At 69.5% G+C, this 25,640-nt stretch carries 27 protein-coding genes; 8 read left to right on the forward strand and 19 right to left on the reverse strand.

The genetic code is table 11. The annotated features are described in order from the left end of the window. Positions 1 to 8: 8 nt before the first annotated feature. The 3 genes from prmC (at position 9) to AC1HFW_RS23395 (ending at position 1,870) form a co-directional block, all read left to right on the forward strand. Positions 9 to 836 (forward strand): peptide chain release factor N(5)-glutamine methyltransferase, encoded by an 828-nt coding sequence (gene prmC, locus AC1HFW_RS23385; protein WP_006391697.1) that lies wholly within the window; start codon positions 9 to 11, stop codon positions 834 to 836. 139 nt (positions 837 to 975) lie between these two features. After that, a complete protein-coding gene (grxD, locus tag AC1HFW_RS23390) occupies positions 976 to 1,302 on the forward strand; it encodes a Grx4 family monothiol glutaredoxin (protein ID WP_006391696.1) in 327 nt (108 codons plus the stop codon). A 4-nt stretch (positions 1,303 to 1,306) separates the two neighbouring features. Beyond that, positions 1,307 to 1,870: a UbiX family flavin prenyltransferase gene (locus tag AC1HFW_RS23395; RefSeq protein ID WP_061073099.1), complete on the forward strand. Its 564-nt coding sequence runs from the start codon at positions 1,307 to 1,309 to the stop codon at positions 1,868 to 1,870. Between the two features lie 15 nt (positions 1,871 to 1,885). On the opposite strand, the gene AC1HFW_RS23400 is transcribed toward AC1HFW_RS23395, so the two are convergent. Further along, positions 1,886 to 2,959: a DUF6817 domain-containing protein gene (locus AC1HFW_RS23400; protein WP_241073297.1), complete on the reverse strand. Its 1,074-nt coding sequence runs from the start codon at positions 2,957 to 2,959 to the stop codon at positions 1,886 to 1,888. A 181-nt stretch (positions 2,960 to 3,140) separates the two neighbouring features. Here AC1HFW_RS23400 and AC1HFW_RS23405 point away from each other — a divergent pair, with 181 nt between their 5' ends. Beyond that, entirely contained in the window at positions 3,141 to 3,938 is a 798-nt protein-coding gene (locus tag AC1HFW_RS23405; protein ID WP_006391693.1) for a MetQ/NlpA family ABC transporter substrate-binding protein, read from the forward strand. A gap of 3 nt (positions 3,939 to 3,941) precedes the next feature. Beyond that, the gene (locus AC1HFW_RS23410; protein ID WP_479285326.1) at positions 3,942 to 4,481 is read left to right on the forward strand and encodes a 1,2-dihydroxy-3-keto-5-methylthiopentene dioxygenase; all 540 of its coding nucleotides are present in this window, start codon (positions 3,942 to 3,944) and stop codon (positions 4,479 to 4,481) included. A gap of 18 nt (positions 4,482 to 4,499) precedes the next feature. Here the strand turns inward: AC1HFW_RS23410 and AC1HFW_RS23415 are convergent, their stop codons facing one another. Genes AC1HFW_RS23415 through AC1HFW_RS23430 form a run of 4 tightly spaced genes read right to left on the reverse strand, consistent with a single transcriptional unit; the run spans position 4,500 to position 8,603 of the window. Further along, on the reverse strand, positions 4,500 to 5,315 hold the full coding sequence (locus AC1HFW_RS23415; RefSeq protein ID WP_479285327.1) for an SDR family NAD(P)-dependent oxidoreductase: 816 nt from the start codon (positions 5,313 to 5,315) through the stop codon (positions 4,500 to 4,502). Further along, positions 5,312 to 6,100 (reverse strand): citryl-CoA lyase, encoded by a 789-nt coding sequence (locus tag AC1HFW_RS23420; RefSeq protein WP_061073103.1) that lies wholly within the window; start codon positions 6,098 to 6,100, stop codon positions 5,312 to 5,314. The genes AC1HFW_RS23415 and AC1HFW_RS23420 overlap by 4 nt, the downstream gene beginning before the upstream one ends. Then, entirely contained in the window at positions 6,097 to 7,602 is a 1,506-nt protein-coding gene (locus tag AC1HFW_RS23425; protein WP_479285328.1) for a class I adenylate-forming enzyme family protein, read from the reverse strand. The genes AC1HFW_RS23420 and AC1HFW_RS23425 overlap by 4 nt, the downstream gene beginning before the upstream one ends. 11 nt (positions 7,603 to 7,613) lie before the next feature. Beyond that, positions 7,614 to 8,603: a Bug family tripartite tricarboxylate transporter substrate binding protein gene (locus AC1HFW_RS23430; RefSeq protein ID WP_479285329.1), complete on the reverse strand. Its 990-nt coding sequence runs from the start codon at positions 8,601 to 8,603 to the stop codon at positions 7,614 to 7,616. A gap of 102 nt (positions 8,604 to 8,705) precedes the next feature. On the opposite strand from AC1HFW_RS23430, the gene AC1HFW_RS23435 reads away from it, so the two are divergent. Further along, entirely contained in the window at positions 8,706 to 9,509 is an 804-nt protein-coding gene (locus AC1HFW_RS23435; RefSeq protein ID WP_006391687.1) for an IclR family transcriptional regulator, read from the forward strand. Positions 9,510 to 9,559: 50 nt separating this feature from the next. Here AC1HFW_RS23435 and AC1HFW_RS23440 read toward each other — a convergent pair whose 3' ends face one another. The 3 genes from AC1HFW_RS23440 to AC1HFW_RS23450 all read right to left on the reverse strand — a co-directional run bounded on the left by AC1HFW_RS23440 (position 9,560) and on the right by AC1HFW_RS23450 (position 13,524). After that, complete coding sequence (locus AC1HFW_RS23440; protein ID WP_006391686.1) at positions 9,560 to 10,105, reverse strand: DUF934 domain-containing protein; 546 nt, start codon at positions 10,103 to 10,105, stop codon at positions 9,560 to 9,562. Beyond that, positions 10,098 to 11,837, reverse strand: a complete 1,740-nt coding sequence (locus tag AC1HFW_RS23445) for a nitrite/sulfite reductase (protein ID WP_479285330.1) — start codon at positions 11,835 to 11,837, stop codon at positions 10,098 to 10,100. Before AC1HFW_RS23445 ends, AC1HFW_RS23440 begins: the two co-directional genes overlap by 8 nt. Positions 11,838 to 11,997: 160 nt before the next feature. Then, positions 11,998 to 13,524, reverse strand: coding sequence for an MFS transporter (locus AC1HFW_RS23450; protein WP_479285331.1), 1,527 nt, complete (start codon positions 13,522 to 13,524; stop codon positions 11,998 to 12,000). Between the two features lie 181 nt (positions 13,525 to 13,705). Here AC1HFW_RS23450 and AC1HFW_RS23455 point away from each other — a divergent pair, with 181 nt between their 5' ends. Beyond that, positions 13,706 to 14,569 (forward strand): LysR substrate-binding domain-containing protein, encoded by an 864-nt coding sequence (locus AC1HFW_RS23455; protein WP_104021676.1) that lies wholly within the window; start codon positions 13,706 to 13,708, stop codon positions 14,567 to 14,569. Positions 14,570 to 14,573: 4 nt separating this feature from the next. On the opposite strand, the gene AC1HFW_RS23460 is transcribed toward AC1HFW_RS23455, so the two are convergent. Continuing rightward, positions 14,574 to 14,765: a DUF2970 domain-containing protein gene (locus tag AC1HFW_RS23460; RefSeq protein ID WP_006390012.1), complete on the reverse strand. Its 192-nt coding sequence runs from the start codon at positions 14,763 to 14,765 to the stop codon at positions 14,574 to 14,576. A gap of 86 nt (positions 14,766 to 14,851) precedes the next feature. Further along, positions 14,852 to 15,772 carry a LysR family transcriptional regulator gene (locus AC1HFW_RS23465; RefSeq protein WP_006391681.1) on the reverse strand — a complete coding sequence of 307 codons (921 nt, stop codon included), beginning with the start codon at positions 15,770 to 15,772 and terminating at the stop codon, positions 14,852 to 14,854. A 296-nt stretch (positions 15,773 to 16,068) separates the two neighbouring features. Here AC1HFW_RS23465 and AC1HFW_RS23470 point away from each other — a divergent pair, with 296 nt between their 5' ends. Beyond that, on the forward strand, positions 16,069 to 17,403 hold the full coding sequence (locus AC1HFW_RS23470; protein ID WP_006391680.1) for a DUF3100 domain-containing protein: 1,335 nt from the start codon (positions 16,069 to 16,071) through the stop codon (positions 17,401 to 17,403). 122 nt (positions 17,404 to 17,525) lie between these two features. Here the strand turns inward: AC1HFW_RS23470 and AC1HFW_RS23475 are convergent, their stop codons facing one another. The 9 genes from AC1HFW_RS23475 to AC1HFW_RS23515 form a co-directional block, all read right to left on the reverse strand. Continuing rightward, positions 17,526 to 18,107 carry a hypothetical protein gene (locus AC1HFW_RS23475; RefSeq protein ID WP_241075806.1) on the reverse strand — a complete coding sequence of 194 codons (582 nt, stop codon included), beginning with the start codon at positions 18,105 to 18,107 and terminating at the stop codon, positions 17,526 to 17,528. Between the two features lie 228 nt (positions 18,108 to 18,335). Then, positions 18,336 to 18,941 (reverse strand): glutathione S-transferase, encoded by a 606-nt coding sequence (locus AC1HFW_RS23480; RefSeq protein WP_006391678.1) that lies wholly within the window; start codon positions 18,939 to 18,941, stop codon positions 18,336 to 18,338. Between the two features lie 24 nt (positions 18,942 to 18,965). Continuing rightward, complete coding sequence (locus tag AC1HFW_RS23485) at positions 18,966 to 20,672, reverse strand: FAD-dependent oxidoreductase (RefSeq protein ID WP_479285332.1); 1,707 nt, start codon at positions 20,670 to 20,672, stop codon at positions 18,966 to 18,968. A 5-nt stretch (positions 20,673 to 20,677) separates the two neighbouring features. Beyond that, on the reverse strand, positions 20,678 to 21,418 hold the full coding sequence (locus AC1HFW_RS23490) for an SDR family NAD(P)-dependent oxidoreductase (protein WP_479285333.1): 741 nt from the start codon (positions 21,416 to 21,418) through the stop codon (positions 20,678 to 20,680). A gap of 8 nt (positions 21,419 to 21,426) precedes the next feature. Beyond that, positions 21,427 to 22,179, reverse strand: coding sequence for an SDR family NAD(P)-dependent oxidoreductase (locus AC1HFW_RS23495; RefSeq protein ID WP_479285334.1), 753 nt, complete (start codon positions 22,177 to 22,179; stop codon positions 21,427 to 21,429). A 10-nt stretch (positions 22,180 to 22,189) separates the two neighbouring features. Then, positions 22,190 to 22,909 carry an ABC transporter ATP-binding protein gene (locus AC1HFW_RS23500; RefSeq protein ID WP_006391674.1) on the reverse strand — a complete coding sequence of 240 codons (720 nt, stop codon included), beginning with the start codon at positions 22,907 to 22,909 and terminating at the stop codon, positions 22,190 to 22,192. Further along, entirely contained in the window at positions 22,902 to 23,666 is a 765-nt protein-coding gene (locus AC1HFW_RS23505; RefSeq protein WP_006391673.1) for an ABC transporter ATP-binding protein, read from the reverse strand. The genes AC1HFW_RS23500 and AC1HFW_RS23505 overlap by 8 nt, the downstream gene beginning before the upstream one ends. Further along, complete coding sequence (locus tag AC1HFW_RS23510; RefSeq protein WP_479285335.1) at positions 23,663 to 24,667, reverse strand: branched-chain amino acid ABC transporter permease; 1,005 nt, start codon at positions 24,665 to 24,667, stop codon at positions 23,663 to 23,665. The genes AC1HFW_RS23505 and AC1HFW_RS23510 overlap by 4 nt, the downstream gene beginning before the upstream one ends. Then, positions 24,664 to 25,566, reverse strand: coding sequence for a branched-chain amino acid ABC transporter permease (locus AC1HFW_RS23515; protein ID WP_198486475.1), 903 nt, complete (start codon positions 25,564 to 25,566; stop codon positions 24,664 to 24,666). The genes AC1HFW_RS23510 and AC1HFW_RS23515 overlap by 4 nt, the downstream gene beginning before the upstream one ends. Positions 25,567 to 25,640 lie beyond the last annotated feature (74 nt).

Genomic DNA, 25,640 nt, shown 5'->3' on the forward strand with positions numbered 1-25,640 from the left:
ATTCACCGATGACCGCCCAGATCAAGAGCCTGCTGCTGGACACGCGCCTGCCCCGGCTCGAGGTGCGCATGCTGCTCGAGCACGTGCTGGCCAAGCCGCGCGCCTGGCTGCTGGCGCACGACACCGATCCGCTGGCGCCGGAAGTGGCCGCGGCCTACGAGGCCCTGGCGCAGCGCCGCCTGGCTGGCGAGCCGATGGCCTATCTGCTGGGGCAGCGCGAATTCATGGGCCACGCCTTTCGCGTGACGCCCGACGTGCTGATCCCGCGTCCGGACACCGAGGTGCTGGTGGAAACGGCGCTGGAATGCGTGGCGGCCCTGCCGGCGCCGGCGGTGCTGGACCTGGGCACCGGCAGCGGCGCCATCGCCATCTCGATCGCGTTGGCGCGCCGCGATGCGCGGGTGATGGCCAGCGACGTCAGCGCCGCGGCATTGGCCGTGGCCGCGGGCAATGCCTGGGAGCTGACCGCCTCGGTGCGCTTCGTCGAGGGCAGCTGGTACGGCGCGGTGCCGGCCGGCGAGGGCTTCGACCTGATCGTGTCCAACCCGCCGTACGTGGCCAGCGACGACCCGCACCTGGGGCAGGGCGACGTGCGCTTCGAGCCGCGCGGCGCGCTGACCGATGGCGCCGACGGCCTGGAAGACCTGCGCCGCATCGTGGCTGGCGCCCATCGCCACCTGAAGGCGGGCGGGGCGTTGTGGATGGAGCACGGCTGGGACCAGGCCGAGGCGGTGCGCGGCCTGCTGGCCGCGGCGGGCTTCGCCGACGTCCACAGCCGGCGCGACCTGGCCGGTATCGAACGCATTTCCGGCGGACGCTGGCCGGGGCGCGGCTGACGCCCGGCCGGCGATTTGTAACCGGCCGCGCCGCCGCGACCGGCCGATTCCCCGGGGCGGCCCCGGGGAATCCGGGACGAAATCCCGCCTGTACCTATAATTGGCGTATTCCGTTATGCCTCCTGTCCAAGAGACCACCATGAGCGACGTTCAAGAATTCATCCGCGAAACCGTGACCCAGCACCCCGTCGTGCTGTTCATGAAGGGCACCGCCCAATTCCCGCAGTGCGGCTTTTCCGGCAAGGCCATCCAGATCCTCAAGGGCTGTGGCGTCAAGAAGCTGGTCACCGTGAATGTGCTGGAGGACGACGAAGTCCGCCAGGGCATCAAGGAATTCTCGAACTGGCCGACGATTCCGCAGCTGTACGTGGCCGGCGAGTTCATCGGCGGTTCGGACATCATGAACGAGATGAACGAGTCGGGCGAACTGAAGACCCTGCTGGAGCAATCCGGCGCCACGGCCTGATCCCGTGCGGCGACTGGTCATCGGCATCACGGGCGCCACCGGCGCCCTCTACGCGGTGCGCATGCTGCAGGCGCTGCGCGGCGTGGACGATGTCGAGACGCACCTGGTGGTGTCGGCCTCGGGCGTGCTGAACATCAAGCACGAACTCGATGTCGGCCGCCATGATGTCTACGCGCTGGCCGACCACGTGCACAGCGTGCGCGATGTTGGCGCCACGCTGGCCAGCGGCGCGTTCCAGACGGCCGGCATGGTCATCGTGCCGTGTTCGATGCGCACGCTGGCGGCGGTGGCCCATGGCCTGTCCGACAACCTCATCACGCGCGCGGCCGACGTCACGCTCAAGGAGCGTCGCCGCCTGGTGATGATGGTGCGCGAAACGCCCTTCAACCTGGCGCACCTGCGCAACATGACCGCCGTCACCGAGATGGGCGGCATTGTGTTCCCGCCGTTGCCGGCGTTCTATCACCGGCCGGCCAGCATCGAGGAAATGGTGGATCACACCGTGGCCCGCGTGCTGGAGCTCTTCGATATCCATGTGCCCGGTCCGCACTGGGAAGGCATGAAATAGGCGCCGTCGCGGCGTTCACTCCACCAGCCCGAGTCCGTTGAGCGCGGCCAGGTTTTCCGGCCAGCGGCGCGCGCGCGCGTTCTGCAGTTCGATGCGCGCCCAGGCCATCCAGCCGGCCCATTCGATGCGCTTGTCCCAGGCGGTGCCCCAGGCCTGCAGCGCGGCCAGGCCGGCGGCGGCGTGGCCGGCGGCGGCCTCGAAGTCGCCCGCGGTCAGCGCCAGTTGCGCCAGCAGCAGGCGCGGCTCGCCGACCCAGGGGTTGTGCGCCACCGCGGCTTCCAGCATGTGGCGCGCCGTGTCCATTTCGGTCTGCGGGTGCATGCGGGTGACGACCTGCCAGTACAGCGCGCTGGCGGCGGCTTCGTCGCGCGGGCTGAGCGTGGCGCGGCAATGATCGAACGCGGGTGGCACGGGGATGCCGGTATCGGCCGGCAGCGCCGACAGCGGCGCCAGCAGGTGCGACAGCATCGACAGGATGTTCGACGGCGGTTTCAGCGGCCCGGGCCACAGCGACGCGGCCCAATGGGATTTGAGGTCGCGGCGCTGTTGCTGCGGATAGCCGGCGAAGATCTCGTCCTGCCAGCTGTGCCACTGTTCGCCGATGTCGGCGGCCGACACCACGATGAAGGCGGCGACCTGGCGCGGCGTGAAGGTGAAGGCCTGGCCGTCGGCGCCTTCCAGCGTCAGGCCCTCGGGACCCCGGCCCTGGCCTTGCAGGATGGCCTGCACGAAGCGCGTGCGCGGCATGGCGCAGAACAGGCTGACCCATTCCTCGGCCTCGGCGCCCAGCACCTCGCGCAGCGTGTTGCGTTCACGTTCGCGGTCGAACAGGGTGAGGTCGACGTATTCGTTGCCATACACGCTGTGGAACAGGCCCAGCAGCCGCACTTCGCGCGGCTGGTTCCACAGCGTCAGGGTGCGGTAGACGCCGAGCAGGTGGTGCTTGAAGGTGCCGGCCTTGTGCCAGTCTTCGCCGGCGCTGCGGGCAAAGAGCAGGTCGAGCAGGGCGGGCAGGTCGGCATCCACCGCGGCGTAGTGGTCGGCCAGCAGGGCGCGCGCGTGCGGATGCAGTTCGGTAGGGGTGGACATGGCAATGACGGCAAAGGGGTGGGAATCCAGCCGCTATTGTGTCGCGCGCGGCCGCGCTTGTCATGGCGCCGGTCCTTATACGGAAATGCGCATATCAATATGAGAATTCATCGCTTCCGGTTTTGAAGGCCGCTCACTAGAATCCGGGGCTTCCATTCCCTGTTCGATTGCCGAGACTCCCATGCGTCTACGCCACACCCTGGCCGCCGTTGCCACCCTTATCGGATTTGCCGCCGCCGCGCCCGCCCTGGCGCAGGACGCCGAGCTCAAGGTCGGCGTGACCGTCGGCCCGCACGCCCAGATCGGCGAAGTGGTGCAGCAGGTCGCGGCCAGGCAGGGCCTGAAGGTCAAGCTGGTCGAGTTCAGCGATTTCATCCAGCCCAACGCCGCGCTCGATGCCAAGGAACTGGACCTGAACATCTACCAGCACAAGCCCTTCCTGGAATCGCAGAACAAGGCGCGCGGCTACAAGCTGGTGCCGGTGGCCACGGCCGTGGTGCAGCAGATGGGCATCTATTCCAAGCGCGTGAAGTCGCTGGACGACCTGCAGCCGGGCGCCAAGGTGGCGATCCCCAACGACCCGACCAACGGCGCCCGCGCGCTGCTGGTGCTGCAGGCCGCCAAGCTCATCAAGCTCAAGGACGGCGTGACCGTGACGGCCTCGCTGTTCGACGTGGTCGACAATCCCAAGAAGCTCAAGTTCGTCGAGATCGAGGCCGCGCAGCTGCCGCACTCGCTGGCCGATGTCGACGCCGCCGCCGTGAACTCGGCCTACGCCATCCCGGCCGGCCTGTCGCCCGCCAAGGACGCGCTGGCGCTGGAAAGCAAGGATGCGCCGTTCGCCGCCGTGGTCATCGCCGCGCGCGAGGACAACAAGAACGATCCGCGCATCGCGCGCTTCATCAAGGCCTACCAGTCCGACGAGGTGAAGGCCTTCGTGGCGCAGAAATTCCCCGGCGCGTACACCACCTCCTGGTAAGCCATGTCGACGCTGACGATCTATCCGCAGGACGACCCCGCCGCCGGCCGGAGACTGGATGACGCCGGCGAGATCCGGCGCGAGCTGGCGGCCATTGGCGTGACCTTCGAGCGCTGGCGGGCGCGGGCGCCGGTGGCGCCCGGCGCGCCGCAGGACGAGGTGCTGGCGGCGTATCGTCCCGAGATCGATCGGCTGGTGGCCGAGCGCGGCTATCGCAGCGTCGATGTGGTCAGCCTGGATCCGGCGCATCCGGACCGCGAGGCGTTGCGCCGCAAGTTCCTGGCCGAGCACACGCATGCCGATGACGAGGTGCGCTTCTTCGTCGCCGGCAGCGGCCTGTTCACGCTGCATGCCGCCGGCCGCGTCTACGCGGTGCTGTGCGAGCAGGACGACCTGATCTCGGTGCCGGCCGGCGTGCCGCACTGGTTCGACATGGGCTCGGCGCCCGCCTTCACCTGTATCCGGCTGTTCAATGATCCGGCGGGTTGGGTGGCGCAGTTCACGGGCGATGCGATCGCCACGCGTTTTCCGGTACTGCCCTGACGGCGAGGACGGGGCGCCTCACGCATATTTGCCTGTCAGGCCCCCATCCACCAGCAGTTCCGTGCCGGTGATGTAGGACGCCTCATCCGACGCCAGGAACGCCACCGCGTTCGCCACTTCCCAGGGCGTGCCCATGCGGCCCATCGGCACCTGGCGGTCGCGCGCCGCGCGCGCCGCTTCCAGATCGTCCTTGGCGAACATGCCCGCCACGTTCTTCGCGACGCGCGGGGTATCGATCAGGCCTGGAATCACCGTGTTGACGCGGATGCCGTCGGCCGCGTACTGCTGCGCCGCCATGCGCGCGAAATGGATCACCGCGGCCTTGCTGACGCTGTAGGCCAGGTGGGGATAACCGGTGTAGCGGATGCCGGCGATCGACGACACGGTGACGATGGCGCCGCCGCCCTGCGCGCGCATCACGGGCGCCAGCAGGCGCGTGGCGATCAGCAGGCTGGTGACGTTGACGCGCTGGATGCGGTCCCAGTCGGCCAGGTCGATGTCTTCCGGGCCGCCGACCTTGCCGATGCCGGCGTTGGCCTGCAGCACGTCGATGCGGCCGTAGTGGCCGAGCGCCGCGTCCAGCGCGGCCCGCATGGCGTCCTCGTCGGCCACGTCGGCCTGCACGGCCAGCGCCCGGCCGCCGGCCCGCTCGACTTCATGCGCCGCGTCCTCGGCCGCCGCCCGGTCGGCGTCGAGCGCGACGATGGCCGCGCCCTGGCACGCCAGCGTCACGCAGCTGGCCTTGCCGATGCTCCAGCCGGCGGCCGACGACCCGGCGCCGGCCACCAGCGCGATCTTGCCCGCCAGCCGCGCGCCGGGCGCCGCCGGGATCACGACGATTCTCCGCCGCGCTGGTGCGACTTGCCCTTGCCGACGTAGGGAATGGCGTGGTCGATGGTTTCCCAGATGTAGCGGCCGGACGGGCTCTGCTGTTCCTCGGCCACGTGCGACACCAGGCCCGCGGCGCGCGAGATGACCGCAAAGCCGCGCATCAGCGCGGTGGGCACGCCGATCTCGCTGAGCAGCGCGGCGACCGCGCCGGTGGCGTTGATGGTGATGTGCTTGCCGTAGGTCTCGTCGATCGCCGCCGCCAGCAGGCGCAGCGCCTTGAGCGAATCGCCGGGCAGGTCCGGCTCGGCCTCGGCCAGCGCCAGCAGCTTGATCGAACGCGGGTCGTCGGGCTTGTGCAGATGGTGGCCGAAGCCCGGCAGCGGCTGGCGGCTGGCGCGGAACTCGCGCGCGATCGCCAGCGCCTCGGCGCGGCCATCGGCGGCCTGGCGGATGCGGTCCAGCAGGCGCGAGCAGTTTTCCATGGTGCCGACGAACTGGCTGCCGACCGCCATCAGGCCGGAGGCCACGGCGCCCTGCAGGTTCTCGGGCGCGCTCATGTAGATCAGGCGGGTGGCGATGGCGCTGGGCGTGAGGCCATGCTCCATCAGCGTCACCAGCACCGCGTCGACGATGCGCATGTCCACCGGACGCGCCTCGCGGCCCAGGATCTGCATGATCATGACTTCGGTGAAGGTCTTCTTGCCGATCAGGTCTTCCACCAGGTCGACGTCGCGGTACGACATGCCGGTGAGGTGATGGGCGCAGAGGCGGGTTTCGGGCGTGTTCATGGGGACTCCTTCAGTGCCGCGTCGCGCACGGCGTTCTTGAGCACCTTGCCGACGGGCGAGCGCGGCAGGCTGTCGTGGATGTGGATCTGCTTGGGCGTGGCGACCGGGCCGAGCAGGCCGCGCACGTGCGCCTTGAGCGCATCGGCGTCGGCCGCGGCGCCGGGATGTAGCTGTACCGCGGCGTGGACGGCTTCGCCCCATTTGTCGTCGGGCAGGCCGAACACCGAGCATTCGTAGACGGCCGGGTGCGACGACAGCGCGTTCTCGACGTCGACGGGGTAGACGTTGAAGCCGCCGCTGATGATGACGTCGCGCAGCCGGTCCTTCAGGAACAGGTAGCCGCGCGCATCGATCAGGCCGGTGTCGCCGGTGTGCAGCCAGCCGTCGACAATGGTCTCGGCGGTCTTCTCGGGCAGGCGCCAGTAGCCCGACATCACCAGGTCGCCGCGCACCACCACTTCGCCGATCGCGCCGCGCGGTAGCAGCGCGCCGGCCGGGTCCATGATGGCGACGTCCGACAGCCAGGTGACGCGGCCGACCGAGGCGCGGTTGTCGGGCGATTCCAGGTCGGCGGGCCGCAGCACCGTGACGATCTGCGGCGCCTCGGTCTGGCCGTAGGTGGTGCCTAGCACCGGGCCGAAGAAGTCGCGGGCGCGCTCGATCTTCTCGGGCGGCATCGGCGCGCCGCCGTAGATCAGGTTGCGCAGTGCCGGGAAGTCGGCGCGCGACACGCCGGGCTGCGCCATGATCATGTAGATCAGCGTGGGCGGCATGAAGCTCAGCGTGCCGCCGCGTTCGCGGAAGGCGGCGGTGATCGAGGCCGGGGTGGCGCTGTCGAGCAGCACGTGGGCGCCGCCGCGCGCCAGCACCGGCAAGAGATAGGTGCCGGTGCCGTGCGTGACCGGGGCGGCGACCACGTAGCGGTCCTCGTGCGTCAGGCCCCAGCTGTGGATCTGGTTGATGATGGCGGCGTTCCAGGCGTGGTACGGCTGCATCACGCCCTTGGGCAGGCCGGTGGTGCCGCCGGTGAACTTGATCGCCTGGGTGGCCTCGCGCGGCAGTGCGTGGCGCAATGGTTCGCGCCCGGCGCCGCGTTGCAGCAGGGTCTCGAAGGCAACGCCCGCGGCGTCCGCCGACAGGCTGACGCGGTGCGGCGCGCCCGCCGCCACCAGCGCATCGCCGGCGCCGTCGACAATGACGATGGACGGTTCGGTGGCATCCAGGATGCGCCCGATCTCGCGCGCCGTGCTGCGGGTGTTGAGCGGCACCCAGACCTTGCCGCTGGCCAGCACCGCCAGCAGCGCCAGGATGTGGCGGCTGGTGTTGCCGGCGCAGAGCGCGACGCGGGTCTGCGGCGCCGGGTCCAGGTCCTGCAAGGCGGCCGCCAGCGCGCGCACGTCCGCGGCCAGCCGCGCGTACGTCACCTGGCCCTCGGGCGCGTCCAGCGCCACGCGGTCCGGGTATTGCTCGGCGGCGCGGAAAAAGAAATCTATCGGGTACACCCTGGTGCTCCTCAGTTGGCCTTGATGTCGGCGCGCTTGACCACGGCGCCCCATTTGTCGATTTCGCTGGCGATCTTCTTGCCGAAGGTCTCGGGCGTGTTGGGCGGCTGCGGCGCGTAGAAGCCCGATTGCTGGAACGAGGCCAGCAGCGCGGGGTCGGCCAGCGCCTTGTTCATGGCCTGGTTCAGGCGGTCGATGACCGGTTGCGGCGTGCCCGCGGGCGCCATCAGGCCGAACCATGATTCGACGTCGAAACCGGGCAGGCCGGACTCGGCCAGCGTCGGCACGTCGGGCACCGCCGGCAGGCGCTGCGGCGAGGTGACGCCGATGGCGCGCAGCTTGCCGGCCTGCACGTGCGGCAGCGACGAGGGCAGGTTGTCGAACATCGAATCGACCTGGCCGCCCAGCAGGTCGGCCACCGCCGGACCGCTGCCGCGATAGGGCACGTGCAGGATGTCGGTGCCGGTCTGCATCTTGAACAGTTCGCACGACAGGTGGATCGACGAGCCGCTGCCCGACGAGGCGCAGGTCAGCTTGCCGGGGTGGGCCTTGGCGTAGGCCAGGTACTCGGGCACGGTCTTGACCGGCAGCTTGGGGTTGACCACCAGGATGTTGGGGATGGTCGCCAGCAGGCCGATCGGCTTGAAGTCCTTGATGAAGTCGTAGTTGAGCTTGCTGTAGAGCGTGCGGTTGATGGTGTTGGCGATCGAGCCGACATACAGCGTGTAGCCGTCGGGCGCGGCGCGCGACACGATTTCGGCGCCGATGTTGCTGTTGGCGCCGGTCTTGTTCTCGACCACGATGGTCTGGCCCAGCTCCTCGGTCAGGGCCTTGGCCACCAGCCGCGCGACGATGTCGGTGGCGCCGCCGGCCGCATACCCGACCACCAGGGTCACCGGGCGTTCGGGGTAGGGCTTGGCGGCCCAGCCGGGCGCGGTCAATGCGAGGGCGCCCGCCAGGGCCGCGACGCGGGCGGCCAGCCGCCTGCTGATTGTCTGCATGGTTGTCTCCGTCTTGTTTGTCTAATATTTGGACAGATCTTTGCCTGCCCGACTTCATATTGGGCTTTGATAGGCGCCTCATCAACGCAGGGTGTCCAGAAAATGAACAAACCGGAAAGCGACGACGGCGGCCCGCGGGTGTTGCGGCGCGGGCTGCGGGTGCTGGGGGTGCTGCGGCAGGCGGGCGCGGCCGGCATGCACGTCACCGACATCGCGCGCGCCGCCGGCATGCAGCGTTCCACCGTGTACCGCTACCTGGATGTGCTGGCGCAGGAGGGCTACGCGCTGCGCGAGCCGGACGCGCCGCACTGGCGCATGGCGGAGCTGGGCGTGATGATGGCGGGCGATCCGCACGCCGAGGCGGTGCGCGGCCTGCGGCCGGTGCTGCGGCAGATCAGCGATGTCAGCGGCGATTCGGCGTTCCTGATCTGCCGCGCCGGCGGCGATTCGCTATGCCTGCATCGCGAGGTCGGCAACTACCCGGTGCAGGTGCTGGCGGTGACGATCGGCCATCGCCAGCCGCTGGGCGTGGGCGCGGCCGGCCTGGCGCTGCTGGGCGCCTTGCCGCCGGCCGAGGCCGACGAGGTGATCGCGCAGAACGAACAGGCCTTGCGGGCCTATGGCGGCATGACGGTGGCGCAGATGCGGCGGCTGGCTGGGAACACGCGCGACCGGGGCTGGGCGGTGGTGGGCAATGCCGCCGTGCCGGGCGTGTTGGGGGTGGGGGTGGCGCTGTGCGACGCGGGCGGCTATCCGCGGCTGGCGGTCAGCGTGTCGAGCCTGATCGACCGCATGCAGGCGCCGCGCCAGCGCGCCATTGCCGAGCTGATCCGCGCGCAGCTGGCGCAGGACGAGGTCAGGCGCCAGCGCTGGAGCCTGCCCGGCGGGGTCGACGCGGCGGATTGAACGATAGGGGAGCGGTCCGGCCTCGATGGCATCGAGGCCGGTGGCGCGGGTCAGGCCTGGGCCGGCGCGGGCGCGCGGTAGGTCTTCTGGTAGTGCACCGTGAAGGTCTTGAACGCGTCCAGCGCCTTGCGCGGATCGTGCCCGGGCTTGACCAGGAAGCTGTCGAAGCCGACGCGCGCCTGGTAGTGGATGGTGTCGATCATCACGTCGCCGACGGCGCGCAGTTCGCCGGTCCACTGGTAGCGGGTGCGCAGCAGTTGCGCCAGCGAATAGCCGCGGCCATCGGTGTAGACCGGGAAGTCCACCGCGATGAAGGCGATGCCGGCGGGGTCGAGCGTGCCGTCGGCTTCCAGCAGGTCGCGCAGGTCGGCGTCGGGGTCCAGCCGCACCGCGACCGGATGGCGATGGCGGCGCAGCGTGGCGCGCGAGGCTTTCCAGGTCGATAGCGGCACGATCCAGCCGGGTTCGTCGCTGGGCACCTGGCCGTCGGCGGCCACTTCGGGTTCCGGCACGAACGGGCGGGCGCTGTCGGTCTCGAGCTGGCCGTTGCGGATCAGGTGCGGGCCGGGGGCGTCGTGGGCGTAGGGCTCAGACATGGGCGGCCTCCTGGGCTTGGGGTTTGGCGAAGGCCGGATCGGCGTACACGTCCTGCTTGAAGGGATCGATGCCGACGCGGTCCACCACGTCGATGAAGCGTTCCTCTTCGCTATCGCGCAGGCCCAGATAGGTGCGGATCAGGCGGTCGACCACGCCCGGCACCTGGTCGCGCGCGAACGAGGGGCCGATGATGCGGCCGATGGCGGCGCCGCCGCCCTTTGTGGATTCGATGTCGGGCAGGGGCTTGGCGGCGCCGTTCTGGCGGCCGCCGATGGTGACCTGGTACCACTCTTCGCCGGCCTTATCGACACCCAGGATGCCGATGTGGCCGACGTGGTGGTGGCCGCAGGAGTTGATGCAACCGGAGATGTTCAGGTCCAGCTCGCCGATCTCGAACAGGTAGTCGAGATTGTCGAACTGGCGCTGGATGGCCTCGGCCACGGGGATCGACACGGCATTGGCGAGCGCGCAGAAATCCCCGCCCGGACAGGCGATGATGTTGGTCAGCAGGCCGACGTTGGGCGTGGCCAGGTTCAGCGCTTCGAGCTTGCCCCACAGTTCGTGCAGGCGCGCGCGGCGCACGTCGGCCAGGATCAGGTTCTGCTCGTGCGACACGCGCAATTCGCCGAAGCCGTACTCGTCGGCCAGCGCGGCGACCGCGTCCATCTGGTCGGCGGTGATGTCGCCCGGCGGCACGCCGGTGGCCTTGAGCGAGACCGTGACGGCGGCGTAGCCCGGCGTCTTGTGCGCATGCACGTTGGTGCGGACCCAGCGCGCGAAGCGCGGATCGGCCGCGGCCAGCGCCGCGGTGTTGTCGGCGTCGTCGGCGGCGCCGGCATCGTATTGCGGCCAGATGAAGCGCGCGGCGATGGTGTCGACGAATTCCTGCGTGATGGTGTCCGGGCCGCCCTTGATCAGCTGCCACTGTTCATCGACCTGCTGCGCGTAGACTTCCGGCGTCAGGTCCTTCACCAGGATCTTGATGCGCGCCTTGTACTTGTTGTCGCGCCGGCCATGCAGGTTATAGACGCGCAGGGCGGCCTGCATGTAGGTCAGCAGGTCTTGCCATTCGACGAACGGGTTGATCAGCTTGCCGACGATCGGCGTGCGGCCCATGCCGCCGCCGACCCAGACGCGAAAGCCCAGCTTGCCGTCGCGCTCGACCGCCTGCAGGCCGATGTCGTGCACGCCGACCGCGGCGCGGTCCTGCACGGCGCCACTGACCGCGATCTTGAACTTGCGCGGCAGGAACGCGAATTCGGGATGCAGCGTCGACCACTGGCGGATGATCTCGCACCACACCAGCGGATCGATCAGCTCGTCGGGCGCGACGCCGGCGAAGTGGTCGGTGGTGGTGTTGCGGATACAGTTGCCGCTGGTCTGGATGGCGTGCATCTGCACCGTGGCCAGTTCGGCCAGGATGTCCGGCACGTCTTCCAGCTTGGGCCAGTTGAACTGGATGTTCTGGCGCGTGCTGAAGTGGCCGTAGCCGCGGTCCCACTTGCGCGCGATGTGCGCCAGGGTGCGCAGCTGGCGCGAGGCCAGGATGCCATAGGGGATGGCCACCCGCAGCATCGGCGCGTGGCGCTGGATGTAGAGGCCGTTCTGCAGGCGCAGGACGCGGAATTCATCTTCGGTGAGCTGGCCGTCGAGGAAGCGGCGCGTCTGGTCGGCGAACTGCGCCACGCGCTGCTCGACGAGCTGCTGGTCGACGGGGTCATACACGTACATGTCTACTGCCCTTGAGGTCTTCTCGGTCTGGTCCCAGGAAGCGTGGCCCGCCGTGGGCGGGGACTGGGGGATTCATAACCGTAACAGGCAGCCGCTTCGACCGTCTAAGTCATTCTGGTAATAAGCGTATGCCCTGGGGCGAGCGCCCGTGCCGCGCGTGTCAGTTGCCGGATCCGGGGGCGATCCGGTGACGCGGATGGGCGCCGCGAAAAGCCGCCAGGCTGGCCAGCGCCAGCAGGCCGACCGCCGCCGCGCCGTACAGCATCACATCGCCGAACCCCTGCGCGAGCGCGAGCCGGGCCAGGTCCGGCGGCAGCGTGGCGGCGCCATCGCCCAGGTTGCCCGCCGACAGCGCTTCGGCCAATGGGCGCAGCGCGGCATCGACGGGCGCGTCGGTCCAATGGCGGCGCAATGACGCCAGGACGCTTTCGACCAGCAGGAATCCCATCAGCGCGATATTGATGGACAGGCTGATCATGCGCACGCTGATGTCGATGCCCGAGGCCATGCCGGCGCGGTCGCCGGGCACCGCGCCCGTGGTGGTGTTGGTCACGGGCGTATTGATCAGGCCCAAGCCGGTGCCGGCCAGCAGGCAGCCGGGCAGCATCGTCAGCCAGCTGGCCTGCGCGACGCCGCTGCCCCATTTCATCAGCGCGAAGCCCAGGCAGATGGCGAACAGGCCGGCGGGGATCACCGTGTCGGGGCGGTAGCGTAGCGCCAGCTTTTCGCCCAGCGGCGGCGCCACCAGGGTCGGCAGGGTGTAGGCCAGCAGCGACAGGCCGGTTCCCAGGCCGCCATAGCCCAGGCCGTTCTGGAAATACAGCGGCAGGTAGATCATGAACGGCCAGAAGCTGAAGTTCATGGCGGCCGACGCCAGCAGCGCGCCCGAGAAGCGGCGGATGCGAAAGACCGCGAAGTCGAACATCGGGTCGGCGCAGCGGCGCTCGGCGATCACGAAGACGATCAGCGCCACGAGGGCCGCGCCCAGGCTGGCGAGCGCCGCCGGGCTGGCAAAGCCCGCCGCGGGCCCCTGGGTGATGAACCAGGCCAGGCCAAACACCGCCAGCGACAGCGAGACGATGCCGGCTAGGTCCAGCTTGCGCTGGCGCGGATCGCGCGATTCGTCCACGCCCTTCCAGGTCAGCCCCAGCGCCACCAGCGCCAGCGGGCCGTGCGCCAGGAACACCCATTGCCAGCTCGATACCGCGACGATGGCCGAGCCGATGACCGGGCCGAAGCCCAGGCCGACGCCAAAGGCGATGCCCCACGCGCCGAAGGCCCGGCCGCGCGCGGCGCCGTCCTGGAAGCGGTGCGACAGCACCGCCACCTGGCAGATCAGCATGGCGCCGCCGGACAGGCCCTGCAGGGCGCGGCCGGCGATCAGCACGCTGGTGTCCTGCGCCCAGCCGCACACCAGCGAGGTCAGGCCGAACACCGCCAGGCTGGCCAGCAGCAGGCGCTTGCGGCCGTAGCGGTCGGCCAGCGTGCCCGCGGCCATCAGCACCGTGGTGCAGGCGATGGTGTAGGCGTTCATGATCCATTGCAGTTCCTGGAAGCCGCTGCGCAGCGCCTGTTCCAGCGTGGGCAGGATCACCGGCACGCTGGAAATCTCCAGGCCGAACATCAGGGCGGCCAGGCAGACGGCGGCCAGCGTGAAAGTGTTTTTTTGCGCTATCGAAAGCGGCATCGGGATTCTCGCGAGGGGTCGGGGTGATGAGAGGCCGTCCGTGGCCGAGGCGCTTGGGGCGATACGGGCGGCATGCCGGCGGATGGCGTCCACCGCTGATCGCCATTCTGGGAGTCTGTTAAAAATGATGGAAATGATTTAATTTCGCCGAATTCATTAATTTTCATCATGAGTTGACGCCATGGACTTCGATACCGCCTTGTTGCGCACCTACGTCGCGGTCAAGGAGGCCGGCGGCTTCACCCGCGCCGCCGAGCGGCTGCACCTGAGCCAGTCGGCCGTCAGCCACCAGATCCGGCGCCTGGAAGCGCAGGCCGGCACCGCGCTGCTGGCGCGCACCACCCGCAGCCTGGCGCTGACCGAGGACGGCGAGGACTTCCTGCGCTACGCCGAGCAGGTGCTGCGGGCGCAGGACGCGCTGGCGCGGCGTTTCCAGCGCTCATCGGTGGCGGGGGCGGTGCGCCTGGGCGTGCCCGAGAATTTCATGGGCGAACGCCTGCCGCTGCTGCTGGCGCGGTTCGCGCGCGCGTTTCCGGCCGTGCGCCTGGACGTGGTGGTCGGCAGTTATCTGGACCTGCGCACCCAGGTCGAGGCGGATGCGCTGGACCTGGCGGTGGTGATGTCGCTGCCCAGCGAGCCCGAGCGCGGCGCGATGTTGCGGCGCACGCGCTTCGTGTGGGCGGCCGCGCACGCATTCGATTTTCCCGGTGACGAACCCATACCGCTGGCCTTCGCGCCGTCGCCCTGCGTGCATCGCCTGGTGGGCGTGGACGCGCTGCAGGCGGCCGGCCTGGAATGGCGCGTGGCCTTCACCTCGCCCAGCCAGGAAGGCCTGCGCGCGGCCGTGCTGGCGGGGCTGGCGGTGACGGCGCTGCCGCAGGAAGACGTGCGGCCGGGCATGGACGTGATCGACGGCCGCTACGGCCTGCCGCCGTTGACGCACGCCGACTTCAGGTTGATTTCCCGCCAGACGGAACAGCAGGCGCCGGCGGTGCGGGCGTTCGGGCAGTTGCTGACGGAAATGTCGGCGCTCGCGCTGCCCTGATCGCCTACAGCGCGGCGTTGACCGCCCAGCGCGCCACCAGCACCAGGATCACGACCAGGCAGGCGGCCATCAACAGGCCGGTGAGGATCAGCGGGGCGGGTTTGTTGTGGGCGATGTCGGCGTCGTAGCCGCGCCCGCGGCGCACGCCGAAAAAGCCCCACAGGACGGATTTGACCGTGCGCAGGAAGCTGAGCATGGAGAGGGTCTCCTGACAGGGGATGCGGCCACTGTAGCCGCCCCGGCGCGGGCGGGGCAGATGCAGATTCGCGCCAGGCGACCGTATCAGATGGCGTCGGCGGGCGTGCCGATGCCGCGCACGATGTGGTCCAGCAGTTCGCGCGCGGCCGGCGAGATGTGGCGGCCGGCGCGGCTGAGCACATGCAGGCTGCCCTGGTTGAGGATCGGATTGGCCAGCGGCAGGCTGGCCAGGCGCATCGCGGCCATGTCGGCGGTGACGGCGATGGGCGGCGTCAGGGCGTAGCCGATGCCGGTGGCGGCGAACTGCCACAGCGCCTTGAACGACGAGGTGGTCAGCACGTTGCGCAGCCGCACCTGTTCGCTGATCTCGGCGGCCTGGATGTGCTGGCGCACGCCGAAGCCTTCCTGCATCGAGGCGCCGGGATACTCGACCAGGTCGGTCAGCAGCAGCGGGCGTTGCAGGCGCGTCAGCGGATGTTCCTGGCGCACGATGGCGCGGATCGGCTCGGGCCGCGAGTAGTGCGTGCGCAGCCGCGCGTCGTTGGGCGGCTGGAACACCAGCCCGATGTAGGCCAGGTCGTCGACGATGCGCTGCACGATCTCCGAGGTGCGAGCCACGTCGATATCCAGCGTCACCTCGGGATGGCTGCGCCAGTAGCCGGGCAGCACGCGGTCGAACATCAGCTCGACGAAGCCTTCGCCTAGCACCAGGTCGATGTGGCCGCGCTCCGCCTTGCGCAGGCTGTCGATTTCCGAGAAGAAGCTCTCCTGGATGTTCTGCTGGCGCTTCACGTAGCGCGCCAGGATGTGCCCGGCATCGGTCGGCACCACGCCGCGGCCGCGCCGCTCGAACAGGGCCATGCCGCAGTCGCGTTCCAGCGCGGCGATGGCGCGGCTGACGGCGGACGGGTCCATATTCAGCACTTCGGCGGCGCCGCGCACCGAGCCCCGGCTCATGACCTGCATGAAGTAATGGGTGCGGCGGGCGTCGAGTTTTTCGTCCATGGGGGTCACTCCGTGGCGCAAAGGCGTCGGTTTGGTCTGCAACAAATAAAGGGTTTACCCTGATATATTGCTGGTTCTTGCAAAAAATTCCCTGTCCAGGGGCATCCGTTGCATTTTACGCAACACAATAGCCCCGGCGGTGTCATGGTTGGCGCGCCGGCCCCCGGGCGAAAATCGCCGCTGCCGCCCGCTCGCGCCGCGAGCCGCCCCGTACTGGTCCTCCAGCCGCGGGCGACCGCCGTGGATGTGCCGATCGGGCCGCTCCAATACTTATTCACGTAAATCAGGGGAATCCGATGTCTCATGCCGGCGCCAGCCTGGCCATGCCCGCCATGCCGCTATCGAGCCGCATCCGCATGCTTGTCGCCATCTTGCTGGTGGTGCTCGTGTCCGAAGCGATCGGCAGCGCCACCTTCGCGGTGGGTCCGGGCAAGATCGTTCTACAGCCCATGCTCTGGGCCATCTTCATCGGCGCGGTCGTGGCCGCCGTCGGCCAGCGCATGCCGGCCGGCGCCGGCATCGACACCGCCATGCAGACCCGCATCAGCGGCTATCTGCAATACGCGCTGCTGCCGTTCCTGGCCAAGCTGGGCCTGATGGTCGGCGGTTCGCTGCCGCAGGTGCGCGAGGCCGGCTGGGCCCTGGTGTTCCAGGAGTTCGGCCACTTCTTCGGCACCATGGCCATCGGCCTGCCGCTGGCGCTGCTGCTGGGCATCAAGCGCGAAGCCATCGGCGCGACGTTCTCGGTGGGCCGCGAGCCCAGCCTGGCGATCATCGGCGAGCGCTACGGCATGAATTCGCCCGAAGGCCGCGGGGTGATGGCCGAGTACATCACCGGCACCGTGATCGGCGCGCTGTTCGTGGCGCTGATGGCCGGCTTCATCACCAGCCTGAACATCTTCGATCCGCGTTCGCTCGCCATGGGCGCCGGCGTGGGCTCGGGCAGCATGATGGCCGCGGGCGTGGGCGCCATCGCCTCGCAGCAGACGCCGGAAGTGGCGCACCAGGTGGCCGCGCTGGCCGCCGCCGCCAACCTGCTGACCACGGTGGTGGGCGTGTACTTCACGCTGTTCATCTCGCTGCCGACGACCATCTTCCTGTACGGCAAGCTGGAGCCGGTGCTGGGCCGCTTCTCGCGCGCCAAGGCCGAAACCGCCGCCGACACCACGGCCGCCACCGAGGCGCCGTCGCATGCCGTGAAGATGGGCTTCGGCGACCGCCTGACGGCCTATGCCGTGTGCGGCCTGTTCGCGCTGGTCGGCAACCAGTTTGGCTACAAGGTGCCGATCCTGGACGCGCTGCCCGGCATGCTCATCATCATCCTGCTGGTCGTGATCGCCGACCTGCTGCTGCGCGTGGTGCCCAAGCTGCCCGCCGTGGCGGTGCTGTCGCTGATCGCGATGACCGTGGGCTGCCCCGGCGCGGTGCCGTATTCGGACCAGATCATCGCCGCCGTCAACAAGGTCAACTTCCTGCCGTTCACCACGGTGATCCTGGCGATGGCCGGCCTGTCGATCCTGAAGGACCTGCCGGCCTTCCGCAAGCTGGGCTGGAAGATCGTGGTGGTGTCGCTGGCGGCCAACGCCGGCACCTTCCTGGGCGCGACCATGATCGCCGAGTTCTTCCACTGATCGGACGCTGTCTTCCGGCCAGAAAAAAGCCGCCCGTCCGGGCGGCTTTTTTCATGGGATCGCGGCGGTGACGCAGCGTGCCGGATGCGCTTGCACGCCTGACCGGCGTATGCCGGCGCGGTTCAGGTGCGGGCGTTGGGCCGGTAGCGCGCGTTGTCGGTGACGTTCTCGGTCGGGCCGATGTTCTCGACCTTGGGAATGCCGAGGCCGGCGGCCTTCATGGCCACGGCCGTCTGCAATTCCTGCACCTGCGGATTGCCCATGGCCACGCGGTAGGGTTGCAGCGGCGTCAGGCCCTCGATGGTGCCAAGGTCGTTGGCGGTGTCCGCGCGCAGCGCCACCGGGTCGGGGCGCGCCGAGAATTCATCGACGGCGCGGCGCAGGCGGGCATCGGCGTACAGGTCGCGCAACTGGTCGACGTTGACGGCGGGGGGCGCGGCGGCGAGGGCCGCCGCGTGGGATGGCGTGTTTGTGACGGCGCGGGTGGCATCGGCGTCATCCGCCCGCGGCGAAGCGGCGGTGCGGGCGATGCGCTGGGCCTGCCAGGCGGCCTGGGCCTGCGCGCTGCGTTGCGCCTGGCGCGTGGCGGCGTTGCGGGCGGCCCATTCGGCTTCCCAGACGGGGCGGGTGTCGTCCAGCAGCGGAATGCGCGCGGCATACGGCGGGGCAACGCGGGCGATGGGGGAGACGGCGGTCACGTTCATGCGTGGGCTCCCTGTCTGTGGGGTCTACCAGTTGGTCCGGCGGGGACCTCGAAAGTTCAATATAGACGGCGGCGGGCGGGACGGTATGTCGATCTGTAAGAAAAAAAAGCCCCTGGCAAGCGCCAGGGGCGAGCGGCAGGCCCAAGCGGGCGCGCCGTACCGGGCGGCCGTTGCGCCTGGAGCCCGGCGGGATCTCCAGGCCTGGCGACCACCCAAAACCGGAGCGGGTCAGGCGTGCGGCAACGTGGCCTGCATCGACGGCCGCTGGTTGAATGCCTTGAACCACGCGGCGACGGCGGGGTGGCCGGCGCGCCAGTCGAAATCGGGATAGCGGAAATCCAGGTAGCCCAGGGCGCAGCCGACGGTGATGGTGCCGATGTCGAGGCGGCCTTCGAGGCTGGCGGCGGTCTTTTCGAGCAGCGCGAGGCCGTCGCGCACCTTGCCCATCTGGCCTTCGTACCAGCCGTCCCAGCGCAGCGGCTCGGGGCGCAGCACGGTTTCGTAGCGCGCCAGCAGCGCGGCGCCCAGCATGCCGTCGCCCAGCGACTGCTCGGCCAGCGCGCCCCAGCGCGCGGCGCCGGCGGGGAACAGCGCGCCCTTGCCCAGGTCGTTCAGGTATTCGCAGATGACGCGGCTGTCGAACAGGCGCTGGCCGTCGTCGGTGATCAGCGTCGGCACCTGGCCCAGCGGGTTGTCGGGGATGATGGTCTGGTCGCGGGCCACGGGGCCGGCGGCGCTGGGCAACTTTTCGATGCGGTCCGCCAGTCCCAGCTCGTGGGCGATGACCATGCATTTGCGCACGAAGGGCGAGGCGGGCGAGAAATAGATCTTCATGGGAGTCCTAGTCGGGGTGGTGCGTCAGTGTTGGCCACGGGCGAGGTGTTGTCCAGCGACCCAGCCGAAAGTCAGCGCGGGTCCGAGCGTGATGCCGGGCGCGGGGTAGGCGCCGCCCATGACCGAATGCATGTCGTTGCCGGCCACGTAGAGGCCGGGGATGGCCTGGCCGTTCGCGTCCACCGCCTGCGCGTTGCCATTGGCGGCGATGCCGCAGGCGGTGCCGATGTCGCCGGCGTAGACCTTGACCGCGTAGTACGGGCCGGCGCCCAGTGGCGCCAGGCAGGGGTTGGGTTGGTGGTCCGGGTCGCCGAGGTAGCGGTTGTAGGCGGTGCCGCCCTTGCCGAAGTCGGGGTCCAGGCCCTGCGCGGCGTGCTCGTTGTAGCGCGCCACGGTGGCGTGCAGCGCGTCTGCCGGCACGCCCAGCTTTTGCGCCAGCCCTTCCAGCGTCGGCGCCTGCAGCAGGTAGCCGGCGTCGATCAGGTGCTGGCGCGGGCGGCCGCCGGGCAGCGCCAGGCCCAGGCCCCAGGTGTCGATGAAGCGCTGGTCGCACAGCAGGAAGGCGGGCATCGTCGGTGCCTGTTCGTGGCTGCGGTACATGGCCTGCACGAAGGCGTGATACGAGGTCGATTCGTTGACGAAGCGGCGGCCCGCGCCGTTGACGGCGATGAGGCCGGGCTTGGCGCGGTCCCACACCAAGTGCGGATAGTGCAGGCGCTTGCCGCCGGCTTGCTCCAGGATCGAGACCGGCGCCCAGAAGGCGGGGCTGGAATGGCCCTGGCCCAGCGCCGCGCCGGCGTCCTCGGCCAGGCGGATGCCGTCGCCGGTATTGTCGCGCGGCGACATCGACCAGTCGTCGGTGGGGTGGGGATAGGTCTGGCGGCGGCGCGTCGAGTCCCACGGAAAGCCGCCGGTGGCCATCACCACGCCGCGACGGGCGCGGATGTTCATGCGCCGGCCTTCATGTTCGACGGTGGCGCCCAGCACCGCGCCGTCGGCGTCGCGCAGCAGCGCCAGCGCCGGCGTGTCGAGCCAGTACGGCACCTTGCGCGCCAGCATGGCGTGGAACAGCTGCGCGGCCAGCGCGTTGCCCAGCAGCAGGCGGGTGCCGCGATGGTAGCCGCGCAGGCGGTCGGCGCCATAGCGCAGCACCAGCTTCATGGCATGGCGCCAGGATGCGAACGCGCGGGTGGCGCGCAGCAGGTGGCGCACGTCGGTGATGGTGACCATCATGCCGCCCAGCACCGTGAATTCCTTGAGCGGATCGCGCAGCGTCTTGAAATGGCGGCCCAGCTTGCGGCCGTCGAATTCCACCGGATCGAGCGAACGGCCGCCCATGGCGGCGCCGGGCAGGTCGGGGTAATAGTCGGGCGACGCGGTGCGCGCGGCCACCTGCAGGAAGCCGCGCCGCACCAGGTCATCCATCATGCGCGGGCCGGCCTCGAGATAGGCGCGCTTCATCTCGTCGGAGGCCGCGGCGCCGACGGTTTCCTGCAGATAGGTCCAGACCTTGTCGAAGCTGTCCGGATGGCCGGCGGCCTCGGTCTGGGCGTTCAACGGTATCCACAGCGCGCCGCCGGAAATGGCGGTCGAGCCGCCGATGCGGTCGGTCTTCTCGATGAGCAATACGTCCAGGCCCGCCACGCTGGCGGTCAGCGCGGCGCTCATGCCGCCCGCGCCCGAGCCGACCACGAGCGCGTCGACTTCCTTGTCCCACTTGATGCTGTCCATGCTGCCTATGCTCCCGACCCGCCCAGCGATTTGCCGCCGTCCACGAAGATCACCTGGCCGGTGATGAAGTCCATACTCGGCGAGGCCAGGAACGACACCGCGTTGGCCACGTCTTGCGGCTGGCCGGCGCGGCCCGTGGGCTGCAGCGCCAACTGGGCCGCCAGGCGCTCGGCGCTCAGGTTGCGCAGCAGCGGCGTGTCGATCAGCCCGGGGGCGATGGCGTTGACCAGGATGCCGCGCGGCGCCAGCTCCATGGCCGAGGCGCGGGTGTAGCCCACCAGCGCGGCCTTCGAGGCCACGTAATGCGGATGGTTGCGGGCGCCCAGGTAGGCGCGCGAAGCGATGTTGACGATCTTGCCGCCGGCCGCCATGTCGCGCGCGGCTTCCTGTGTCAGGGTGGCGACGGCCAGCAGGTTGACGTCGTACATGCGGCGGTAGTCGTCGCTGGTGACGTCGAAGAACTTGCGCTCGTCGAACAGGCCGGCGTTGTTGACCAGCGCCGCCAGCGGCGCCAGTTCGCGCACCAGGGCGCGGGTGGCGTGTTCGTCGGCCAGGTCGACCACGCGGTAGTCGACGTCCAGCCCTTGCGCGCGCAGCGCCTGGGTTTCCTTGTCGGCCAGGGCCGCGTTGCGGTCGGCCATGACGACGTGAAAGCCGTCGCGCGCCAGCCGTTCGACGATCGCCAGGCCCATGCCGCTGGCGCCGCCGGTGACCAGCGCGATGCCGTGAGAATTGAGGGGTTCCATATCGATTCCTATACGGCCAGGTAGCCGCCGTCCACGGGCAGCACCACGCCGTTCACGTAGCTGGCCATGTCCGAGGCCAGGAACAGCACGGGGCCGACGATCTCGTCGGCGCGTCCGGCCCGCGCCATCGGCGCGCGCCGCATGTACCAGTCGGTGCCGTTGGCCTGCGCGCGCTGGCCGGCGGTCATCTCGGTTTCCATCAGGCCGGGGGCGACGGCGTTGACGCGCACGCCATGCGGCGCCAGGTCGCGCGCCAGCACTTCGGTGAACGAGCGCACGCCGCCCTTGGACACCACGTAGCCGGCGGTCGAGATGCCGCAGCCGTACGCCACGATCGAGCACAGGTTGACGATGGCGCCACGGCTGGCCTTGAGCTGTTCGACGAAGGCGTGGGTGACGTTGAAGGTGCCCTGCAGGTTCACGCTCATCACGCGTTCCCAGATCTGCGGGGTCTGCGGATCGTCGAACGGCGCGCGCGCCGAGATGCCGGCGTTGTTGACCAGCACGTCGAGGGCGCCGTGGCGCGCCTCGCATTCGGCGGCGAAGGCGCGCACCGCCTGCGCATCGGTCACGTCCAGCGCGGCGTCGATGGCACGGCCGCCCGCGGCCGAGATGGCCTGGGCGCTGGCGCGGGCCAGCGCGGGGTCGAGATCGGCCACGATCACCGTGGCGCCTTCGCGGGCGAAGCCCTGCGCGATGGTGGCGCCCAGGCCGCGCCCGGCGCCGGTGACGAGGACTCGCTTGTCTTGCATCATGCCCATGGTTTTCTCCCTAGCCGCCCAGGTAGGCGCGCTGCACGCCCTCGTCGCTGGCCAGCGCGGCCGATTCGCCTTCCAGCGCGATCTCGCCGTTTTCCAGGATGTAGGCGTAGCTGGACACCGACAGCGCCAGCTTCACGTTCTGTTCCACCAGCAGGATGGTGATGCCCTGTTCGCGGTTCAGCCGCAGCACGATGTCGAAGATCTGTTCCACCACCAGCGGCGACAGGCCCATGGACGGCTCGTCCAGCAGGATCATGCGCGGGCGCGCCATCATGGCGCGGCCGGTGGCCAGCATCTGCTGTTCGCCGCCCGACAGCGTGGCGGCCTTCTGTTCGAAGCGCTCGCGCAGGCGCGGGAAGGTGTCGCAGACCATGTCCAGGTCGGCCTTGACCGCCTGGCGGTCCTGCCGCAGGTAGGCGCCCATTTCCAGGTTCTCGCGCACGCTCATCTCGCGGAAGATCTCGCGGCCTTCCGGCACCTGCACGATGCCTCGGCTGACGATGGCGTCGGCCGGCTGGCGGTGTATCGGTTCGCCGGCAAAGCGCACGCTGCCCGCGGTCGGCGTCACCAGCCGCGAGATCACGTTGAGCGTGGTGGACTTGCCAGCGCCGTTGGCGCCCAGCAGCGCGACGATGGCGCCTTGCGGCACTTTCAGCGACACGTCCTGCAGGGCGCGGATGTTGCCGTAGGCGGCGCTGACCGATTCGACTTCAAGCAGGTTCTCAGCCACCGGCGGCTCCCTTGCCCAGATAGGCTTCGATGACGCGGGGGTTGCTGCGCACCTCCGCGGGCGTGCCTTCGGCGATCTTCTCGCCGAACGACATGACGGTGATGCGATCCGAGATCGACATCACCAGCTGCATCACGTGCTCGACCAGCAGCACCGTGATGCCGTCGCGTTCGCACAGTTCGGTCAGGATGCGGTCGAGCGTCTCGATCTCGCGGTTGCGCAGGCCGGCGGCGGGCTCGTCCAGCAACAGCAGCTTGGGCGAGATGGCCAGCGCGCGCGCCAGCTCCAGCATCTTCTGTCGGCCGAAGTCCAGGCTGCACGCGGGCGTGTCGAGGAAGTCGGCCAGGCCGACGCGTTCCAGCAGATGCTCGACGCGTTCGCGCGCCTCGGCGTTGGCCGGACGCAGCAGGCGCGAGGCCGTGTTGGCGCCGTGCGCATAGGTGCCCAGCAGCGCGTTCTCGCGCACGCTCAGGGCGCTGAACAGCTCCAGGTTCTGGAAGGTGCGGGCCACGCCCAGCGCGGCCATCTCGTGCGGCTTTTTCTTCGTGATGTCGACGCCGTCGAAGACGATGCGGCCCTGCGTCGGCCGGTAGTAGCGCGAGACGCAGTTGAAGGTGGTGGACTTGCCGGCGCCGTTGGGACCGATCAGCGCATGGATGCGGCCACGCTCGACCTGCATCGACAGGCCGTTGATGGCGGTCAGGCCGCCGAACTTCACCGTCAGGCCCTGGACGTCGAGGTAGGGTTGGGCGCTCATGCCGCGCTCCTTTGCGAGGGTTTGGCGGTGGCGCCCTGGGCGTCGCGGCGCGCGGGCAGCGGGGCGGCCGGCGGCGGCGCGCGGCGGCGTGCCTTGCGGCTGGCGAACAGGCCCTTGGGCGCGAACATCATGAAGCCCATCAGGATCACGCCGTAGATGATTTCCTGGAACGACAGCGCCTGGCGCAGCAGCTCCGAGATCAGGCCGAAGCCGATCGCGCCGGCGATGGCGCCGCGCACCGAGCCGATGCCGCCCACCACCACCATGGTCAGGATCAGGATGGTGGTCTGGAAGCCCAGGCTTTCCGGGTGGATGAACGAGGCGAAGGTGGTGTACATGCCGCCGGCGATGCCGGCGTAGGCGGCCGACAGCGTGAAGGCGGTGCGCTTGATGGCGTTGACGTTCACGCCCATGGCCTGCGCCGCCACATCGCTCTCGCGCACGGCGCGAAAGGCCGAGCCCAGCTGCGAGCGCGACAGCGCCACGGTGGCCCACAGCAGCAGCGCGGCGATCGCGACCACGAAGGGATAGGCCTTGATGTCGGACACCAGCTCATAGCCGAACAGCGTGGCCGGCGAGATGCGAAAGCCGTTCGAGCCGTTGGTCACCGACTGCCAGTTCAGGAACACCCACTGCATCGCCTCGCCAAAGGCGAAGGTCGACAGCGCCAGGTAGATGTCGCGCATGCGCAGCGCCAGCGCGCCGATCAGGTAGCCGAGCGCGGCGGCCAGCAGCCCGCCCGCCACGATCGAGACGAAGAAGGGCGGATGCCACAGGTTGTTGATCAGCCCCGCCGTATAGATGCCGACGCCGTAGAACGCGGCGTGCGACAGCGCGAACTGCCCGGTCTCGCCGATGACGATGTGCAGGCCCAGGGCCAGCACCACGAACACCATCAGCAGGTTGACGACGTAGATCACATAGCCGCTGGCGACGAACGGCAGGGCCGCCAGCACCACGGCCATCAGCGCCAGCAGGGCGCGGTCGGTCTTGGATTTCATACTTTTTTCACCTGCAGTTTGCCGCCCAGCAGGCCTTGCGGACGCAGCAGCAGCACCACCATGATGGCGACGAAGGGCGCCACCACGATGGCGTTGGTCGAAATGAACAGGCCCACCAGGTTCTCGGCCACGCCAATCACGAAGCCGCCGACCACCGCGCCGGGCAGGCTGGTGATGCCGCCGACGATGGCGGCTGCGTAGGCCAGGATGGCGATGTGGCCGATGTCCGGCGTGATCAGGATCTTGGGCGTGATGAGCAGCGCGGCCACGGCCGAGATCAGCCCGGACAGCGCCCACACCATCATGCGGATGCGCGTCAGGTTCACGCCCACCAGGCGCGCGGCCTTGGGGTTCATGCCGACGGCGCGCATGGCCTTGCCCACGCGGGTATAGGTGAACATCACGTACAGCAGCAGCATCACGCCCACGGCCACGGCGAAGATCACCAGGTCCAGTTGCGTCAGCACGGCGTCGCCGATGATGATGGCGTCGGTGGGCGCCAGCGGCGGCAGCGAGCGCGGCGTGTCGCCCAGGCCGGTCTGGCGCACCAGCCCCTTCAGGGCGTAGGCCAGGCCCAGCGTGGCGATCACCATCTGCACGCCCACGCCCTTGGAGGCGATGACGCGTTCCATGACGACGCGCTGGAACAGGCCGGAGACCGCCGCCACCACCAGCAGCGTGACCGGAATCACGACCAGGTAGGGCCAGCCCATCACCAGGGTCAGGAACAGGGCGATGTAGCCCCCGACCATGAAGATCTCGCCCTGGGCGAAATTGGGCACGTCGGTGGTCTTGAAGATAATGACGACGGCGACCGCCAGCAGCGCGTACACGCTGCCCGTCACCAGTCCCGACAGCACCCCCTGCTGCAGGAACAACCAGATATCGGCAAAGCTCATGATGTTCTCCGGCGGTCCGCGCGGCGCTGCGCCGCGGCGCGGACCGGGTGTGCTGTCCCGCAGATACGGGACAG

The organism is Achromobacter sp. ISS7 (genome assembly GCF_056523125.1).

Coding starts and splice junctions, on each gene's coding strand:
- prmC (WP_006391697.1), top strand. CDS start 9: ATGACCGCCCAGATCAAGAGCCTGCTGCTGGACACGCGCCTGCCCCGG.
- grxD (WP_006391696.1), top strand. CDS start 976: ATGAGCGACGTTCAAGAATTCATCCGCGAAACCGTGACCCAGCACCCC.
- AC1HFW_RS23400 (WP_241073297.1), bottom strand. CDS start 2,959: ATGTCCACCCCTACCGAACTGCATCCGCACGCGCGCGCCCTGCTGGCC.
- AC1HFW_RS23405 (WP_006391693.1), top strand. CDS start 3,141: ATGCGTCTACGCCACACCCTGGCCGCCGTTGCCACCCTTATCGGATTT.
- AC1HFW_RS23410 (WP_479285326.1), top strand. CDS start 3,942: ATGTCGACGCTGACGATCTATCCGCAGGACGACCCCGCCGCCGGCCGG.
- AC1HFW_RS23420 (WP_061073103.1), bottom strand. CDS start 6,100: ATGAACACGCCCGAAACCCGCCTCTGCGCCCATCACCTCACCGGCATG.
- AC1HFW_RS23430 (WP_479285329.1), bottom strand. CDS start 8,603: ATGCAGACAATCAGCAGGCGGCTGGCCGCCCGCGTCGCGGCCCTGGCG.
- AC1HFW_RS23435 (WP_006391687.1), top strand. CDS start 8,706: ATGAACAAACCGGAAAGCGACGACGGCGGCCCGCGGGTGTTGCGGCGC.
- AC1HFW_RS23440 (WP_006391686.1), bottom strand. CDS start 10,105: ATGTCTGAGCCCTACGCCCACGACGCCCCCGGCCCGCACCTGATCCGC.
- AC1HFW_RS23445 (WP_479285330.1), bottom strand. CDS start 11,837: ATGTACGTGTATGACCCCGTCGACCAGCAGCTCGTCGAGCAGCGCGTG.
- AC1HFW_RS23450 (WP_479285331.1), bottom strand. CDS start 13,524: ATGCCGCTTTCGATAGCGCAAAAAAACACTTTCACGCTGGCCGCCGTC.
- AC1HFW_RS23455 (WP_104021676.1), top strand. CDS start 13,706: ATGGACTTCGATACCGCCTTGTTGCGCACCTACGTCGCGGTCAAGGAG.
- AC1HFW_RS23460 (WP_006390012.1), bottom strand. CDS start 14,765: ATGCTCAGCTTCCTGCGCACGGTCAAATCCGTCCTGTGGGGCTTTTTC.
- AC1HFW_RS23465 (WP_006391681.1), bottom strand. CDS start 15,772: ATGGACGAAAAACTCGACGCCCGCCGCACCCATTACTTCATGCAGGTC.
- AC1HFW_RS23470 (WP_006391680.1), top strand. CDS start 16,069: ATGTCTCATGCCGGCGCCAGCCTGGCCATGCCCGCCATGCCGCTATCG.
- AC1HFW_RS23475 (WP_241075806.1), bottom strand. CDS start 18,107: ATGAACGTGACCGCCGTCTCCCCCATCGCCCGCGTTGCCCCGCCGTAT.
- AC1HFW_RS23480 (WP_006391678.1), bottom strand. CDS start 18,941: ATGAAGATCTATTTCTCGCCCGCCTCGCCCTTCGTGCGCAAATGCATG.
- AC1HFW_RS23485 (WP_479285332.1), bottom strand. CDS start 20,672: ATGGACAGCATCAAGTGGGACAAGGAAGTCGACGCGCTCGTGGTCGGC.
- AC1HFW_RS23490 (WP_479285333.1), bottom strand. CDS start 21,418: ATGGAACCCCTCAATTCTCACGGCATCGCGCTGGTCACCGGCGGCGCC.
- AC1HFW_RS23495 (WP_479285334.1), bottom strand. CDS start 22,179: ATGGGCATGATGCAAGACAAGCGAGTCCTCGTCACCGGCGCCGGGCGC.
- AC1HFW_RS23505 (WP_006391673.1), bottom strand. CDS start 23,666: ATGAGCGCCCAACCCTACCTCGACGTCCAGGGCCTGACGGTGAAGTTC.
- AC1HFW_RS23510 (WP_479285335.1), bottom strand. CDS start 24,667: ATGAAATCCAAGACCGACCGCGCCCTGCTGGCGCTGATGGCCGTGGTG.
- AC1HFW_RS23515 (WP_198486475.1), bottom strand. CDS start 25,566: ATGAGCTTTGCCGATATCTGGTTGTTCCTGCAGCAGGGGGTGCTGTCG.